Genomic DNA, 13,948 nt, shown 5'->3' with positions numbered 1-13,948 from the left:
GTGAGCCTGCTCGCGATGGCCGCAACTCGGTCAAAAGCCGAACTCAGATAGCACTGAACCGCTGCGCCAACCCGCGCTCGGCAAACTGCTCGATCACAAAGTCGACAAACGCCCGGGTCTTGCCCGGCAGCAACTTATGCTCGGCGTAGTAGATCGAGGTGTAGCCGTCGTCGATGTACCAGTCCGGCAGCACCCGCTGCAGCCGACCCGACTCCAGATACCCCGAGGCAAACGGCATGCTCACCAGGGCAACGCCCAGGCCTTGGCTCGCCGCGATACAAGCCGCTTCGGAGTCGCTCATGGTCATGCGCGCCTTGAGCGTCAATGGGCGACAGATCTGTGGATCACGGCCGGTCAACTGCCAGGAACGCACGCGCCCGGTTTGCGGCGAGCGGATCAGAATGCCGTCGTGATACTTGAGTTCGTCCGGTTCAGTAATGGACGGATTGGCCTGCAGATAATCCGTGGACGCCACCAACACCCGATGCGCCGGACTCAGCCTGCGGGCGACGACACCTTGGGGTAACTCGAAACCGCCGCCGATGGCCGCGTCGAACCCCTGCCCGATCAGATCGACCTGGCGGTTATCGAAGTGCCAATCCGGGCTGATTGCCGGGTATCGCCGCAAAAACTCGCCGAGCATCGGCACGATATGCAGGCAGCCGAAAGCCGTGCCCATGCTGACTTTCAGCGACCCCGCCGGAAGCCCTTCGACACTGGCCAGGTTGGCCACGGCATTCTGGATGGTCGTCAGGCTGGCGCTGACCTGACTCAAGAACAACTGACCGGCCTCGGTCGGCGCCAGGCTGCGTGTACTACGCTGGAACAGCCTTACGCCGAGGCGCACCTCGAGCTTCGCCACACTCTTGCCGACAGCTGCCGGAGTCAGGCTCAAGCGCCGGGCGGCCTCGGCAAAACTGCCGACTTCGGCACTGCGCACAAAGCATTCGATGCTACTGAACGTTTCCATGATCGCCACTATAAACTTCTGGTTTACACAGACTATAGCAATCATGGTCTACACGGTTGTCGGTGCGAGGCCGATACTCGGCTCCAACAACAAGGCACCCTGCCTTGAATTTTCTGGAGATCGAACATGACCACTCAACACCTCAGCGGTAAAGTTGCTCTGATTCAAGGCGGTTCCCGCGGCATCGGCGCCGCCATCGTCAAGCGTCTGGCTGCCGAAGGCGCCGCTGTCGCGTTCACCTACGTCAGCTCCACCGCCAAGGCCGAAGAACTGCAGGACAGCATCACCGCCAAGGGTGGCAAAGCCCTGGCGATCAAGGCCGACAGCGCTGATGAAACAGCCATCCGCAACGCGGTCAGCGCCACTGTCGAAGCCTTTGGCCGCCTCGATATTCTGGTGAACAACGCCGGCGTACTGGCCATCGCGCCACTGGAAGATTTCAAACTGGAAGACTTCGACCAGACCCTGGCCATCAACGTGCGCAGTGTGTTCATTGCTTCTCAGGAAGCCGCCAGACACATGGGCGAAGGCTCGCGCATCGTCAACATCGGCAGCACCAACGCCGACCGCATGCCCTTCGGCGGCGGCGGTGTGTATGCGATGAGCAAATCGGCGCTGGTCGGCCTGACCAAAGGTCTGGCGCGCGATCTCGGCCCGCGCGGCATCACCATCAACAACGTGCAGCCCGGCCCGGTAGACACCGACATGAACCCGGCCCATGGTGATTTTGCCGAAAGCCTGATCCCGCTGATGGCGGTCGGTCGTTATGGCACTGCCGATGAAATCGCCGGTTTCGTCGCTTACCTGGTAGGCCCTGAAGCCGGCTACATCACCGGTGCCAGCCTGACCATCGACGGTGGCTTTGGCGCCTGATTGCGCTGAATTCCGGGTACAAAAAAACGCCGCCTCTTTGCAGAGGGTGGCGTTTTTTATGCGTGCTTATCGGCTGATCAAGCCCACTCCAGCGCCGGCAAGCCACAGGCACTCGGGGCGAACGCTTTGAGCGAGCGCAAAATCCCGTCGGCATGGGCGTATTTCTCATCGGCCATGGCCGCATCGGGAATCGCGATGGCTGTCATCCCCGCCGCCTTGGCTGCGGTGACGCCAAATGGCGAATCCTCGAACACCAGACAATCTTCGGGCGCGACGCCCAGACGCCGAGCGGCGGTCAGGAAGATATCCGGCGCCGGCTTGGCGGCACCGACTTCCGGATCGTCCGCGGTGACGATGAAATCGAACAGCGCAAACCAGTCGCGGTGCAACGTGGTTTTCTGGCCAAACGACTGTCGCGACGAACTGGTGCCCACGGCGATCGGAATGTTGTGCGCCTTGAGGTGACGAATCAGTTCCTCCGCACCCGGCATCGCCTGCGCCTTGGGAAAACGCTCGCGCATCAACGGCTCGCGGATCACCAGGAACTCTTCGGCGCTGATCGGCAGATCCAGTGCCTGCACCACGTAGTTCGCCAGATCGTTGGCCCCACGACCGATGATGTTCTGTTTAACGCTCCAATCGAAAGTCCGCCCGTAACGCTCGGCAATGAGCGACGTGACTTCGGTGTAGATGCCTTCGGTGTCCAGCAACAAACCGTCCATGTCGAAAATCACGGCCTTGATCGGGCCAAACGCCTTCATCGGTGCATTCATCATCGGATCCGTTATCAAAAACATCCCAGGCGGCATCGTCGGCGCCGCTGCTCGGACCTGATTAATGGGTTCAGCAGCATAGCGAGGCCAACGGACATTCAGCAACGGGCAATGTCGGCGGGCCGTTGAATGGCTCGCTGATATTTAACGAAATGCCCTACAGCTAACGCCTACTTGCCCGACTTCTTTCCTGTTTGATCCCCCGCAAAGTCCGCGCACCTCTTTCACGTGCGCGAGTGCCTGCGAATGTTCCAAACCGATCGGCTTCTCGCCCTGAACAACAGCATCGGCCCGAGCGGCATTCTGGAAGTCAGCGACTGCTACCGGGGCCAGCGTTATCGCATCACCTTCTTTCCCGATGTTTCCACCGCGCAGGTCAAACCGCTTTACGCCTCTTACGAAGGGATTCTGGGCGGGCTGGAGGGCTGGCTTCGCGACGAGTGGGCGGGGTTTCAGCCTTTGTGGACGGAATTTTCCGGCGCCGGTTTCGGTGATCGTTACCGCCAGTTGCAACAGGCCGACTGGCGCGGGTTAGAGAAGGCCCTGCACGACATCTGGGATGACATTAAACAGCTGTTCGCCCTGCTCGCCGACCTGCAGGCCAACAGTGAAAAACTGCTGCAGCATGCGAGCGCGTTGAAGCCACTGCTGGTCAATGCCCGCGACGTGCCATTGAAGCCGACGCCGGCGATCCCGCTGAACATTCGTCAGGCTGACTCGCAGGTGTTGACCGTGCCGAACCCCGCGCCTATGGCACGGGACAAATCGCGGATCACAACCCGGATGGAGCATCACGAACCTCGCGACGACGCTTCGAATCAAGCGAAAAACCCCAACGGCGACAGCGCCGATTGCGCCCTGCTGACCTGCACCAATGGCTGTCCGGTGTCGATGGTCACCGGCGAAGAACTGCTGACCCTCACCGATGGCACGCTCGATGGGCGCCTGTCGTTCGAGTTCACCCGGTTGTATCGCACCAGCGCGGTCGAGATCGACGTCGGTCTGGGGTTTGGCTGGAGTCATTCGCTGGCGCATCGCTTGGCGTTTGATGGCGATTTTGTGGTCTGGGTGGACCACGAAAACCGCCGTACGCGGTTTCCCTTGCCCAGTGTTGAACGGCCGGCGATTCACAACAGCCTGTCGCGGGCGGCGATTTTTCTGGGGGATGAGCCGGAGGAGCTGATTGTTGCGCTGGCCGGGGATGCGGCGCGGTTTTATCACTTTCGCGCCGGGCGGTTGGGGGCGATCAGTGATGCGTATGGCAATCGGCTGACCGTTTCTCGCGATCATCAGGAGCGGATTGTTCGTCTCGACAATGGCGCGGGGCGGTCGCTGCTGTTGCGTTATGACCGGGCGCAACTGGTCGCTGTCGACTATCAGTCCTTTGGCTCTGACGGGACTGGCTGGCATACCGAACAGACCCTGATCAGCTACCGCTACGACGCCCGCCAGCGTCTGCTGGAAGCGACCCATTCGGTTGGTGACAGCGAGCGTTACGACTACGACGACGCCCACGTTATCCTGCAGCGGCAATTGACCGGTGGTGCGAGCTTCTTCTGGGAGTGGGAGCGTTCCAGCACCGCCTGATCGGCCTGACCCGCCCCGACGGCAACACCGCGTCCTACCAGTACGACGCCTTCGGCCGGCGCATCCGCAAGACCGTCGACGGGGTCAGCACCGAGTTCTTCTGGCAAGGCGACCACCTCGTCGCCGAAAGCAGCCCGACCCACCACCGCAGCTACGTCTACGAACCCGGCACCTTCCGCCCAATGGCGCTGCTCGACGGCAAAGGCCCGAAAAAAGCCTGCCCGTTCTACTACCAACTCGACCACCTCGGCACCCCGCAGGAACTCACCGACTACAGCGGCGAAATCGTCTGGTCGGCGCAGTACGACGCCTACGGCAAAGTCTCGGCGATCACCCTGGCGGGCGAAGACTACCTGGATCAGCCGCTGCGTTTTCAGGGGCAGTATTTCGATGCGGAAAGCGGACTGCATTACAACCGGCACCGGTATTACGACCCGAGGTTGGGGCGGTATCTGACGCCGGATCCCATCAAGCTGGCGGGTGGGCTGAATCAGTATCGGTATGTGCCGAATCCGACGGGGTGGGTGGATCCGTTGGGGTTGACGTCGAACTGCCCGCCGCCGGTGAATCAAGGTACTCGTGTGGAGTGTTTATACAAAGGAGAGGTGCGATCAGGGTATTTGTTATTGATGGGAAACAATCGGAAAGGTGAAGCAAAATTTGCTTTCGCAGGCACCAACTCGAATGATGAAAATTACGACGCTACACACCAAGAGTGGAAAAGAATTTTGGCGGACAATCAATGGCAACGCACAAGATAAAACTGTGAGGCCTGCTCATGATTAGGACATACAAAGCATTAGTCGTCGGAATCGATCCAGTCGTAGAAGACGCTATTGAACTGGTAATTGAGGATTTTTCGGTACGGTGCTTCGTCAGTTACAGCCCTTCAAAAATAGAGGTGGGCGGTACTTACGAAGTGGAGTTCGAAATGCTGTTGCCCGATGAAGAGTGCGTATCAGCCAGTGAATATAAAAAAAAGCAGATTGAGAGGATTGATGATGGGCTCTCCTGTGACATTTATGGCTACTTGGATGGAGAGGTCTTCCGGTCTGTTGTCGATTTTGCTGATCAGGATATCCACTACGAATACCCCCATCTGAATGGGCACTTCATTAAAGTCAGCGCGGACAGGATTGATGTCTCATTCTGTTCAATAGCCAGTTAAAGCGATGCTGTGGGCGTTTCATCGACATCATCCTCCTTCTGCTCACCACCCATCTCACACCTCGCAAAGGGCCTGACAGAACCTCAGGCCCTGAAGATTCGAAAGCAGCACTACCTCGGTCGATCAAAGGAACAAGCAATTACTGCTCATCCTCATCCTCTTCATACTCCTCATCCAAAGCATCATCCGCATCATTCAGCGGCACGGTCGCATCATCCATCAGCGACCCCGGATCCTCGTTCCCCGGATCATTGATAAACGGCAGACCGCTCGGGCCTTTTTCTTCCTTGCCTTCAGTTTCGGGCGTCATGGCAAACCTCTACGTCTAGTGGGTTGTATAACGTTCGAAAAGCCCTACGGCCAATCGTTCCAGCGTCAGACCGCCAGACACGAAAAACCCGGCGCCAGGCCGGGTTTCTTTTCAATCGTCAATCAATGATGGCGGTTTTTATGTTTGTACTTGTTGTGCTTGTGACCGCCACCGGAATGTCCACTTCCGCCGTCGCCACCCAGGTTGTTGCCCACCGCACCACCGGCCGCGCCGCCCAATCCTGCACCGATGGCTGAACCGGTGGAGCCGCCCAGGCTGTTGCCAACCACTGAGCCACCGGCAGCGCCGAGGCCACCGCCAATGGCGGCTTCGGTGCGATTGTGTTTATTCGCGCCGACCGCGCCACCCGCCGCTCCGCCAACGCCCGCGCCGACCGCCGCACCGGTGCTGCCACCGAGCTGACCACCGACGACATTACCGAGCACGCCACCCAGCCCGCCACCGACAGCGGCACTGCCATCTCCGGCGGCCATCGCGCCTTGAGCAATCAGTAATCCGAAAAACAGTGCAGACAATGACAAACGCATTTGAACCTCACAGTTCCCGAATCGGGACGGTATGCCCACAGGGCCTATGTCATTTGGAGAGGTTTTCCGGAAAAACGTTCAGCCATGAAAAAGCCCGGCATCGAGCCGGGCTTTTTCTGACAAGCGTTCGCGATCAGTGACGCTTGTGACCCTTGGACAGGTTGGCGCCCACGGCACCACCGGCCGCACCGCCGAGACCGGCGCCAATGGTCGCGCCATTTCTGCCGCCCAGGCTGTTGCCGATCACCGAGCCACCGGCCGCGCCAACACCACCGCCGATGGCTGCTTTGGTCCGGCTGCCTTTGCCCGCGGCCATCGCGCTGCCCGCTGCGCCTGCAACACCGGCACCAATCGCTGCGCCGGTGCTGCCGCCCATTTTCTGGCCGACCACATTACCCAGCGCGCCCCCCAGACCACCGCCAAGTGCAGCAGTGCCTTCGCCAGCCACCGCACCTTGAGCAACCAGAAGACCCAGAACCAGAGCGGGCAACGTTAAACGCATGACAAGAACCTCAAAAATAGGGAGATCAAAAGGGGCCGAGATTGAATGCTGCCGACGGGCTGAAGTCCAGACAAAATCAGCTGCCGCCGCGCACTTGGCGCCGATTGGACAGCGAATTGGCAAAAGGTTTTATCGCAGGCAAAAAAAAGCCCGCTGGGGAGACGGGCTGGAGACTTGCTTTCTAACGGATGGCTTCACCCTACGTCCGTGGACGTGAAAAGTTTGTGAAAAAAATCGGAATCTGCCCACCTGCTTGTAGGAGATTTCCCTTATAAACTTCAGGCATAAAAAACCCCGTTCATAGACGGGGTTATGAGGTAGCTGATTACTTTCTCGACCGGGCCGAGACCTTCGGCAGAAACTTGGCTTTCGGCCCCTTGGGCGCGGTGGACTTGATCTTGCCGGTCTGAACCGGATCCTCGCCAAAGCCCGCCTGATACTCCGTCTGGCCGCAACGGACGCAGTTGTTGAATGAAAATTCAGCGCCATCGTCTTCGATATACGGATCAGTCATACCTTCGCCCCTTTCAAATGGATCGATACCGGCAAAGCCTTTTTGCCTGAAAAAATATCGACCTCCAAGGCTTTTGAGACTAGCCGGTCATTCCTGGACTTGTGATTCAGATTGGCTGATGCCCGACGAATGGGCTGCACCGATTCAACATCTGCAATCCACAGGGCTGAACTGAGCACAAACAGCAAAAAGCCCATTCATCGCCTGAATGGGCTCTCTTGAACCGGCAACGGCATCAACGCAACTTGACCGCCGTACCCGTCGCGAACACGACAACCATGCCACCCTTACCCGCGGGCATGCTGATCTCGAAATCCAGCCCGACCACCGCATCCGCCTGCAACGCCCGCGCCCGCTCCTTGATCTCGTCAGTCGCCTGAACCCGCGCCTCTTTCAAAGCACGCTCCAGCGTCTGCGAGCGCCCACCGAAAAAATCGCGCATGCCGGCAAACATGTCACGGATCACATTCACCCCCTGCACCGACTCCGCGCTGACAATGTCCAGGTACGCGGTGATCTGCCGGCCTTCGATGGTGTGAGTGGTAGAAATGATCATGCAAGCAGTTCCTATGTCCATAAAGGTCGCGATTGTAAACCCTGAACGAGAAACGCCGAGATAGTAGCCTTATAATCGCAGTTCCTGACAGACACGTCGCTTGGCGACGACTGCACCACTGTTAACTTTACGCGCGCACAGCGATACACGAAGGATCACCCATGCAATACACGCTTCGCCTAAAAGGAATGTGCTGTTTTCTGTTCTTCGCCCTCTGTTTCAACGCCGTGCTGCTCTTCGTTCTGCTGTGGTCCGCCCTGCTCTTCCAGCCCTTGCTGGCCTGGTTTGATAATGCGAGCTTTATGGTTAACGCCAACCACTTCCTGGCGGACTTCAAAACGTTGTCGTTTACCGAAAAGTATTACTCAACCCGCGATCAACTCTTCACTCTCTCTAGCCACGCAATGATCGGAAACTGCATTGGCTGGTTCAGCTACCTGTTACTCACTTTGCGAAAAAGGGCAAAACTGGCAATCGTGCCCTTGGGCGTCATGCTGGTGCTCATGTCAGCGCTGAAGCCCGAATGGCTGGTCATGAGCATCTTTGGCTATGTGACTTCGTACATCAGCGCCGTGTTTCTTCACTACCACAGCATGAACGTGCTGCAGTTCTTCATCTCGGATCTCGCCGAAAAACATTACTCCCTGAACAATGTGTCCATGCACCACGAAGCCACGTTCAGAGAGAAATGCACAGAAATCGCCGACGCCATCGGCAGCTCGCCTGAAGCAGTCCTGGACGATATGAATAGAAGGTTGCCGGGCGTGTTATTGGGGATGTACGTCGCGGAACCGGATCGACTGTTCCCTGGGTTTGAATCGCGTTTCGTCCCGAAAAAGCAATGAGCCAAGCCAGACCTGGAACCGCGAGCAGGACGTCAGCATTCGCTCTATCTGCGCCAACACCAGGGTCCTGCCCTGGTGCGAAGAAAATCCGGACGCCAAAAACCTAAAAACCCCTGATCTCTTTCGAAATCAGAGGTTTGGCGTATTGAATTTGGCGGTGAAGGAGAGACTCGAAACTTCAGGCTGGGACAGTGGAGTTTCGGTATTTGAGGCAGCTTCCGAGCCAGCAGCAACACCCAACCGACTAAACGGTGCCTCTCAAGCGCATCAGGTTCAGCAAGGAATCTCGTTCTTGCAGAGCCTATGGTGAGTGGAACGACCTGCCCGACGAGGGCAGCGCACCTTTGATGGCAACGACCGGGACATGCAGCTTGGGTTGTGTGATGTCATAGACCTGAAGTTCACACCCTTCCCCACGATCTACGAAAACAAACTCCGCCAGATAAACCTTTTGCTTCTCGGGAACAAAGGTACTTGTGATCGGTCCGCAGGTGTAATACGAGGAGACAGTCGGATTGGCGGTTACCTTTTTCTCATACTTGTTCTTCGACGGGTTGAATACATAGTCTTCGTTGTAAAGCGTGCGATAACCTGGCGCCGGAATTTGGCTTCTGACCGTCGATGATCCGCCCACTTGCAATGTCTGGCCGGGATCGGCCAGTATTTCCAGCTGGGGGAACTGCTTGGAAACCGCACTATTGAGACGACTGAACCATGCGCCAACTTTATTGCGAAACGGTTTGACGACGGTCCCAAGTTTATCGGGTCGTTTATCCGGGTCGTTTCCTCGAACTACTTCAAAATCTACCGGGTTAGCTGCATCACCTGATGCCTGCATGATCACTTTGGCGTGTAGTTCATCTACGGTGACCGTCTTCTGCTCCAGCATGATGCCATCGGTCCAGAGTGATGGCGCGGAACTGCGAGAATCGGTAACGCAACCGCACAACCCCAAAAATAGAGCCATCATGACAACTGTCTTCACTGCACTTCCCTGCGTTGAACTGCCGATGAGCTTCCAGGCATTTAGCGCTTCCTGAAGGCGATTACAAAACGCCACTATCGCGCAGAATCACAACCTAGGGAAACCGGTGAAACGCGGAAATTTCGCCCTTTTTATTCGAAACGCCAAAGCCTGCTTGTCTGAGCCTGCTTTTGACGCACCGAAACAAAGCATCAGCCCCCCTATTGATCCTATCGGGTTATTTTCCAGACGCCAGAAACCACAAAACCCCTGATCTCTTTCGAAATCAGGGGTTTTGTGTATTGAATGTGGCGGTGAAGGAGAGATTCGAACTCTCGATACAGTTTCCTGTATACACACTTTCCAGGCGTGCTCCTTAAGCCACTCGGACACTTCACCGTATCTCTTCAAACATGTTCTGTCTGTCGAGGCGCGCTAATGTAGTCGAAAGCTTTTCCGATGGCAAACTTTTTTTCAGAATTTTCATGCGGTTAAGAGAAAAAGTCGTTTGGCCCGGCGCTGGACGATGGCAAACCGGCCAATCTCTGGTGATGCCGACCCTTCTATATAGAAGCAGAACGGCGCGCTACGCCGGGTGAGCCGGGAAACGGTGACCAGCGAGTCAGTCACGGCGCTTTACCTGGCCTACGGTGGTGGGTAACGTCTGCCCATCTTTCTTACAAGGAATTGCGTCATGAGTGAGTTGATTGCCTACCACCTCGAAGACGGCATCGCGACCCTGACCTTGAACAACGGCAAGGTCAATGCCATTTCCCCGGACGTGATTGCGGCGTTCAACGCGGCGCTGGATCAGGCGGTGACTGATCGTGCCATTGTGATCATTACCGGTCAGCCGGGGATTCTGTCCGGCGGCTACGACTTGAAGGTGATGACTGCCGGCCCTAAAGAAGCCGTGTCGCTGGTGACCGCCGGTTCGACCCTGGCCCGTCGTCTGCTCTCTCACCCGTTCCCGGTGATCGTTGCGTGCCCTGGGCACGCGGTGGCCAAGGGCGCGTTCCTGCTGTTGTCTGCCGATTACCGCATCGGCGTCGACGGCCCGTTCAGCATTGGTCTGAACGAAGTGCAGATCGGCATGACCATGCACCATGCCGGTATCGAGCTGGCACGTGATCGCCTGCGTCGTTCGGCGTTCCACCGTTCGGTGATCAACGGCGAGATGTTTGATCCAAAGAGCGCGGTGGATGCCGGTTTCCTCGACAAGGTGGTGGCTGCCGAAGAACTGCAAGGCGCCGCCCTGGCCGCCGCGCGTCAGTTGAAGAAGATCAACATGAATGCGCACAAGAACACCAAGCTCAAAGTGCGCAAGGCGCTGCTCGAAGCCCTCGACAACGCGATCATCCAGGACCAGGAACATCTGGGCTAAGCCGCCTCTTCCCGAGCCGAAGAAAAGCCCGACCGTCGTGTCGGGCTTTTTCTTGCGCGTTCGGTTGATCAACCGTCAACCGCTCTAGGACAGGTCTGACGATCACCCCGGAAACATGCGCTTAAACATCGCCTATCTCCGGACTCTATAGCAGCAATTGCCGAAAACAGTGCACATCCGTACACTGCGCCACCTTTTGTCCCGGTGGGCCTGAAAATGCTGTTTGTGTTTCGTATGTTATTGATGGGCCTGCACTTTATTCTGGCCGGTGTATTGGGGGTGATTCTCGGCCTGTGCCGTCCCTTCAACCCCGACAACAGCCGTCTGTGCGCCCGCCTCTATGCTTGGCCGGCCATGTGCATTCTGCGTCTGCGCGTAAAGTCCGACGTCCACGGCTTGATGAACAAGCCGGACAGCTGCGTGATCATCGCCAACCATCAGTCCAACTACGACCTGTTTGTGTTCGGTAACGTGGTGCCGCGTCGCACCGTGTGCATCGGCAAGAAGAGCCTGAAATGGGTGCCACTGTTCGGGCAGTTGTTCTGGCTCGCCGGCAATGTGTTGATCGACCGAGGCAATGCGCACAAAGCGCGTCAGTCGATGCTCACCACCACCAACACCTTGCAGAACGAAGACACCTCGATCTGGGTGTTTCCGGAAGGTACGCGCAACCTCGGTGAAGAATTGCTGCCATTCAAGAAGGGGGCGTTCCAGATGGCGATTGCCGCCGGCGTGCCGATCGTGCCGGTGTGCGTCAGCAGCTACATCAAGCACATGCGCCTGAACCGCTGGCGCAGCGGGAAAATCCTCATACGCTCGCTGCCGGCTATTCCTACAGCAGGGCTGACGATGGATGACATGCCCTTGCTCATGTCCCAGTGCCGCGAACAGATGCGCGAATGCATCGCCGCGATGGATCAGCAGTTGCAAGCTGCGTGATAAAACAGACCCGCCTTGTGCGGGTTTTCTTTTGCCGGGTGAACTGTGCAGATTTCACTGACTCTCAAGCAGCGACACGGCTAAGCTGAAGCCTTGTACTCCCTGCCATCTGCCAAGAAGAAGTGAACCACCACCATGGGTCGAGTTGTTGCTGCTGCGGTTTACAGCGCTGGTAAGAAAGTCACCAATATTACCCTCGATGAGGGTGCCGCCTGGGCCGCCAAGACCGGGCACTTTGTCTGGATCGGCCTGGAAGAGCCGGACGCTCAAGAGCTGGCCAAACTGCAACGTCAGTTCAACCTGCACGAACTGGCCATTGAAGACGCCCTGGAAAAACACAGCCGGCCGAAGCTGGAAACCTTTGGCGACGCATTGTTTATCGTCACTTACTCGCCGATTCGCGAGCATGGCATTTTGCAGTTCATCGAAACGCATATCTTCGCCGGCAAGGGCTACATCATCACCGCCCGCAACGGCCACTCGGCGTCCTATGCGCATGTCCGCCAACGCTGTGAGGCACGTCCATTGTTGCTGGAGCACGGGGAAGATTTCGTCCTCTATGCAATCCTGGATTTCGTGATCGAAAACTACCAGCCGGTGGGCGAGGCGATTCATGCCGAGATCGATGAACTGGAGCGCAACGTACTGTGCAGTGCGCTGAACGAACACGACATCCAGAAGCTCCACGGCCTGCGCCGCGATGTCCTGCGCTTGCGTCGCTATGCAGCGCCGATGGTGGAGATCGGTGAGGAGCTGCAGAAGCTGAGCTTTCCGTTCATCGACAAGAACATGCGCCCTTACTTCCGTGATGTGCAGATTCACGTCACGCGGCAGATGGAAGACCTGACCACGCTGGCGGACATCGCCAGCCAGACCATCGAGATCGGTGTGTTGCTTGAGGCTTCAAGACAAAGCGTGGTGCAGCGCAAGTTTGCCGCGTGGGCGGCAATTCTCGCGTTCCCGACAGCGGTGGCCGGGATCTACGGGATGAACTTCCAGAACATGCCGGAGCTGAGCTGGCACTACGGCTATTTCGGCGTGCTGGGGTTTATCACGGTGGGGTGTGTGAGTTTGTGGGCGAGTTTCAAGAAGTCGGGGTGGTTGTAGTAGCGACTGCGTTGGCCGGACAATCCGCGAGCAGGCTCGCTCCCACCTGGATCTTGTTATCGACAAGGATCAATGTAGGAGCGAAGCTTTTCAGGCCGCTTCTGGCTTGTGCGCCACAAAACGCATCATCCATTCCGCAACTGTGGTGCCATGGTGTTCCTGCTCCAGGCTGGCGACGCCTTTAGAGTAGATCTGTGAACCCAGCGCTTCCTGGCGCAGTTCCAGCAGCGCCCGCGAATAGTCGTGAATGAATTCCGGATGGCCCTGGAAGCACAGCACCTGATCGTTGATGTGATACGCGGCAAACGGGCAGAAATCGCTGGAGGCGATGACGGTGGCATTTTCCGGCAGCGCGGTGACTTGATCCTGATGACTGATCAGCAGCGTCAGCTCTTCGCGTACCGGGCTCATCCACGGCGCCTTGGCCGCCAGTTTGTAGTTGTGGGTGCCGACACCCCAGCCCTGAGTGGCGCGCTCACTCTTGCCACCGAGCAGCAGCGCCAGCAGTTGATGGCCGAAGCACACGCCGAGCAGCTTGTCGCCACGCTCGTAACGGGTCAGCAGGTATTGCTTGAGGGTCTGGATCCACGGGTCGGTGCCGAACGAATCAGCCTTGCTACCGGTGATCAGGTACGCGTCAAACGTCTGGTCGTCGCTCGGGTATTCGCCCTGCATCACGTTGTACACGGTGAACTCGGCGGCAATCGGCTGCTGCGAGAACAGGCGCTGGAACATCTGCCCGTAACCCTGATATTGATCGACCAGTTCCGGACGCAGGATGTCGGTTTCCAGAATGCAGATGCGTAGCGACATAAAAAATACCTGACACGTGATGGGAATAATGAACACCCCAGAGCCTGCCTTGAAACACCCCGGCAAGGCAAGCCCCGCAGCGTTCACCCGATCAC

16 protein-coding genes, 1 tRNA gene and 2 pseudogenes are annotated in these 13,948 nt (G+C 57.6%); 8 read left to right on the top strand and 11 right to left on the bottom strand.

Annotated elements, in window-relative coordinates; all coding sequences use genetic code 11:
- Nucleotides 1-43: 43 nt before the first annotated feature.
- A complete protein-coding gene (locus AC0J41_RS07380) occupies nucleotides 44-970 on the bottom strand; it encodes a LysR family transcriptional regulator (RefSeq protein WP_473015013.1) in 927 nt (308 codons plus the stop codon).
- A gap of 126 nt (nucleotides 971-1,096) precedes the next feature.
- Here AC0J41_RS07380 and AC0J41_RS07375 point away from each other — a divergent pair, with 126 nt between their 5' ends.
- Nucleotides 1,097-1,843: a 3-oxoacyl-ACP reductase family protein gene (locus AC0J41_RS07375; RefSeq protein ID WP_473015011.1), complete on the top strand. Its 747-nt coding sequence runs from the start codon at nucleotides 1,097-1,099 to the stop codon at nucleotides 1,841-1,843.
- 77 nt (nucleotides 1,844-1,920) lie between these two features.
- Here the strand turns inward: AC0J41_RS07375 and AC0J41_RS07370 are convergent, their stop codons facing one another.
- The gene (locus AC0J41_RS07370; RefSeq protein WP_025110308.1) at nucleotides 1,921-2,616 is read right to left on the bottom strand and encodes an HAD-IA family hydrolase; all 696 of its coding nucleotides are present in this window, start codon (nucleotides 2,614-2,616) and stop codon (nucleotides 1,921-1,923) included.
- Between the two features lie 273 nt (nucleotides 2,617-2,889).
- Between AC0J41_RS07370 and AC0J41_RS07365 the strand changes: the two are divergent.
- The 3 genes and pseudogenes from AC0J41_RS07365 to AC0J41_RS07355 all read left to right on the top strand — a co-directional run.
- Nucleotides 2,890-4,200: pseudogene (locus AC0J41_RS07365) on the top strand (DUF6531 domain-containing protein); the annotation flags it as partial.
- Nucleotides 4,191-4,989: pseudogene (locus tag AC0J41_RS07360) on the top strand (RHS repeat-associated core domain-containing protein); the annotation flags it as partial. The pseudogenes AC0J41_RS07365 and AC0J41_RS07360, both read left to right, overlap by 10 nt.
- Nucleotides 4,982-5,371 (top strand): hypothetical protein, encoded by a 390-nt coding sequence (locus AC0J41_RS07355; protein WP_473015010.1) that lies wholly within the window; start codon nucleotides 4,982-4,984, stop codon nucleotides 5,369-5,371. The pseudogene AC0J41_RS07360 and the gene AC0J41_RS07355, both read left to right, overlap by 8 nt.
- Nucleotides 5,372-5,510: 139 nt before the next feature.
- Here the strand turns inward: AC0J41_RS07355 and AC0J41_RS07350 are convergent, their stop codons facing one another.
- The 6 genes from AC0J41_RS07350 to AC0J41_RS07325 all read right to left on the bottom strand — a co-directional run bounded on the left by AC0J41_RS07350 (nucleotide 5,511) and on the right by AC0J41_RS07325 (nucleotide 7,801).
- Nucleotides 5,511-5,681 (bottom strand): hypothetical protein, encoded by a 171-nt coding sequence (locus AC0J41_RS07350; protein ID WP_177327379.1) that lies wholly within the window; start codon nucleotides 5,679-5,681, stop codon nucleotides 5,511-5,513.
- Between the two features lie 122 nt (nucleotides 5,682-5,803).
- Entirely contained in the window at nucleotides 5,804-6,229 is a 426-nt protein-coding gene (locus AC0J41_RS07345) for a YMGG-like glycine zipper-containing protein (RefSeq protein WP_025113330.1), read from the bottom strand.
- A 133-nt stretch (nucleotides 6,230-6,362) separates the two neighbouring features.
- Entirely contained in the window at nucleotides 6,363-6,731 is a 369-nt protein-coding gene (locus AC0J41_RS07340; protein WP_007960728.1) for a glycine zipper domain-containing protein, read from the bottom strand.
- Between the two features lie 325 nt (nucleotides 6,732-7,056).
- Nucleotides 7,057-7,245, bottom strand: coding sequence for a hypothetical protein (locus AC0J41_RS07335; RefSeq protein ID WP_103521257.1), 189 nt, complete (start codon nucleotides 7,243-7,245; stop codon nucleotides 7,057-7,059).
- Nucleotides 7,242-7,442 carry a hypothetical protein gene (locus tag AC0J41_RS07330; protein ID WP_473015009.1) on the bottom strand — a complete coding sequence of 67 codons (201 nt, stop codon included), beginning with the start codon at nucleotides 7,440-7,442 and terminating at the stop codon, nucleotides 7,242-7,244. The genes AC0J41_RS07335 and AC0J41_RS07330 overlap by 4 nt, the downstream gene beginning before the upstream one ends.
- A gap of 38 nt (nucleotides 7,443-7,480) precedes the next feature.
- The gene (locus AC0J41_RS07325) at nucleotides 7,481-7,801 is read right to left on the bottom strand and encodes a YbjQ family protein (RefSeq protein WP_025113332.1); all 321 of its coding nucleotides are present in this window, start codon (nucleotides 7,799-7,801) and stop codon (nucleotides 7,481-7,483) included.
- 161 nt (nucleotides 7,802-7,962) lie between these two features.
- On the opposite strand from AC0J41_RS07325, the gene AC0J41_RS07320 reads away from it, so the two are divergent.
- Nucleotides 7,963-8,646: a hypothetical protein gene (locus AC0J41_RS07320; RefSeq protein ID WP_473015008.1), complete on the top strand. Its 684-nt coding sequence runs from the start codon at nucleotides 7,963-7,965 to the stop codon at nucleotides 8,644-8,646.
- Between the two features lie 301 nt (nucleotides 8,647-8,947).
- Here AC0J41_RS07320 and AC0J41_RS07315 read toward each other — a convergent pair whose 3' ends face one another.
- Both AC0J41_RS07315 and AC0J41_RS07310 read right to left on the bottom strand, forming a co-directional pair.
- Nucleotides 8,948-9,631 carry a hypothetical protein gene (locus tag AC0J41_RS07315; protein WP_473015006.1) on the bottom strand — a complete coding sequence of 228 codons (684 nt, stop codon included), beginning with the start codon at nucleotides 9,629-9,631 and terminating at the stop codon, nucleotides 8,948-8,950.
- 288 nt (nucleotides 9,632-9,919) lie between these two features.
- Nucleotides 9,920-10,009: transfer RNA gene (locus tag AC0J41_RS07310), tRNA-Ser, on the bottom strand.
- Between the two features lie 295 nt (nucleotides 10,010-10,304).
- On the opposite strand from AC0J41_RS07310, the gene AC0J41_RS07305 reads away from it, so the two are divergent.
- From AC0J41_RS07305 to AC0J41_RS07295, 3 genes are all read left to right on the top strand, one after another.
- On the top strand, nucleotides 10,305-10,994 hold the full coding sequence (locus tag AC0J41_RS07305) for a crotonase/enoyl-CoA hydratase family protein (protein WP_473015005.1): 690 nt from the start codon (nucleotides 10,305-10,307) through the stop codon (nucleotides 10,992-10,994).
- Nucleotides 10,995-11,210: 216 nt separating this feature from the next.
- Nucleotides 11,211-11,933, top strand: a complete 723-nt coding sequence (locus tag AC0J41_RS07300) for a lysophospholipid acyltransferase family protein (RefSeq protein WP_025113334.1) — start codon at nucleotides 11,211-11,213, stop codon at nucleotides 11,931-11,933.
- A gap of 135 nt (nucleotides 11,934-12,068) precedes the next feature.
- Nucleotides 12,069-13,040 (top strand): magnesium and cobalt transport protein CorA, encoded by a 972-nt coding sequence (locus tag AC0J41_RS07295; RefSeq protein WP_473015003.1) that lies wholly within the window; start codon nucleotides 12,069-12,071, stop codon nucleotides 13,038-13,040.
- 90 nt (nucleotides 13,041-13,130) lie between these two features.
- Here the strand turns inward: AC0J41_RS07295 and AC0J41_RS07290 are convergent, their stop codons facing one another.
- Nucleotides 13,131-13,853 carry an amidotransferase gene (locus AC0J41_RS07290; protein ID WP_025113336.1) on the bottom strand — a complete coding sequence of 241 codons (723 nt, stop codon included), beginning with the start codon at nucleotides 13,851-13,853 and terminating at the stop codon, nucleotides 13,131-13,133.
- Nucleotides 13,854-13,948 lie beyond the last annotated feature (95 nt).

The organism is Pseudomonas sp. Arb-4-2C (assembly GCF_055755015.1).
This window is presented reverse-complemented; position numbering and strand designations above follow the sequence as displayed.

What these genes read in the sequence shown, in the direction of transcription:
- AC0J41_RS07380 (WP_473015013.1), bottom strand. Translation starts at nt 970, where the DNA reads ATGGAAACGTTCAGTAGCATCGAATGCTTTGTGCGCAGTGCCGAAGTC.
- AC0J41_RS07375 (WP_473015011.1), top strand. Translation starts at nt 1,097, where the DNA reads ATGACCACTCAACACCTCAGCGGTAAAGTTGCTCTGATTCAAGGCGGT.
- AC0J41_RS07370 (WP_025110308.1), bottom strand. Translation starts at nt 2,616, where the DNA reads ATGAATGCACCGATGAAGGCGTTTGGCCCGATCAAGGCCGTGATTTTC.
- AC0J41_RS07355 (WP_473015010.1), top strand. Translation starts at nt 4,982, where the DNA reads ATGATTAGGACATACAAAGCATTAGTCGTCGGAATCGATCCAGTCGTA.
- AC0J41_RS07350 (WP_177327379.1), bottom strand. Translation starts at nt 5,681, where the DNA reads ATGACGCCCGAAACTGAAGGCAAGGAAGAAAAAGGCCCGAGCGGTCTG.
- AC0J41_RS07345 (WP_025113330.1), bottom strand. Translation starts at nt 6,229, where the DNA reads ATGCGTTTGTCATTGTCTGCACTGTTTTTCGGATTACTGATTGCTCAA.
- AC0J41_RS07340 (WP_007960728.1), bottom strand. Translation starts at nt 6,731, where the DNA reads ATGCGTTTAACGTTGCCCGCTCTGGTTCTGGGTCTTCTGGTTGCTCAA.
- AC0J41_RS07335 (WP_103521257.1), bottom strand. Translation starts at nt 7,245, where the DNA reads ATGACTGATCCGTATATCGAAGACGATGGCGCTGAATTTTCATTCAAC.
- AC0J41_RS07330 (WP_473015009.1), bottom strand. Translation starts at nt 7,442, where the DNA reads ATGGGCTTTTTGCTGTTTGTGCTCAGTTCAGCCCTGTGGATTGCAGAT.
- AC0J41_RS07325 (WP_025113332.1), bottom strand. Translation starts at nt 7,801, where the DNA reads ATGATCATTTCTACCACTCACACCATCGAAGGCCGGCAGATCACCGCG.
- AC0J41_RS07320 (WP_473015008.1), top strand. Translation starts at nt 7,963, where the DNA reads ATGCAATACACGCTTCGCCTAAAAGGAATGTGCTGTTTTCTGTTCTTC.
- AC0J41_RS07305 (WP_473015005.1), top strand. Translation starts at nt 10,305, where the DNA reads ATGAGTGAGTTGATTGCCTACCACCTCGAAGACGGCATCGCGACCCTG.
- AC0J41_RS07300 (WP_025113334.1), top strand. Translation starts at nt 11,211, where the DNA reads ATGCTGTTTGTGTTTCGTATGTTATTGATGGGCCTGCACTTTATTCTG.
- AC0J41_RS07295 (WP_473015003.1), top strand. Translation starts at nt 12,069, where the DNA reads ATGGGTCGAGTTGTTGCTGCTGCGGTTTACAGCGCTGGTAAGAAAGTC.
- AC0J41_RS07290 (WP_025113336.1), bottom strand. Translation starts at nt 13,853, where the DNA reads ATGTCGCTACGCATCTGCATTCTGGAAACCGACATCCTGCGTCCGGAA.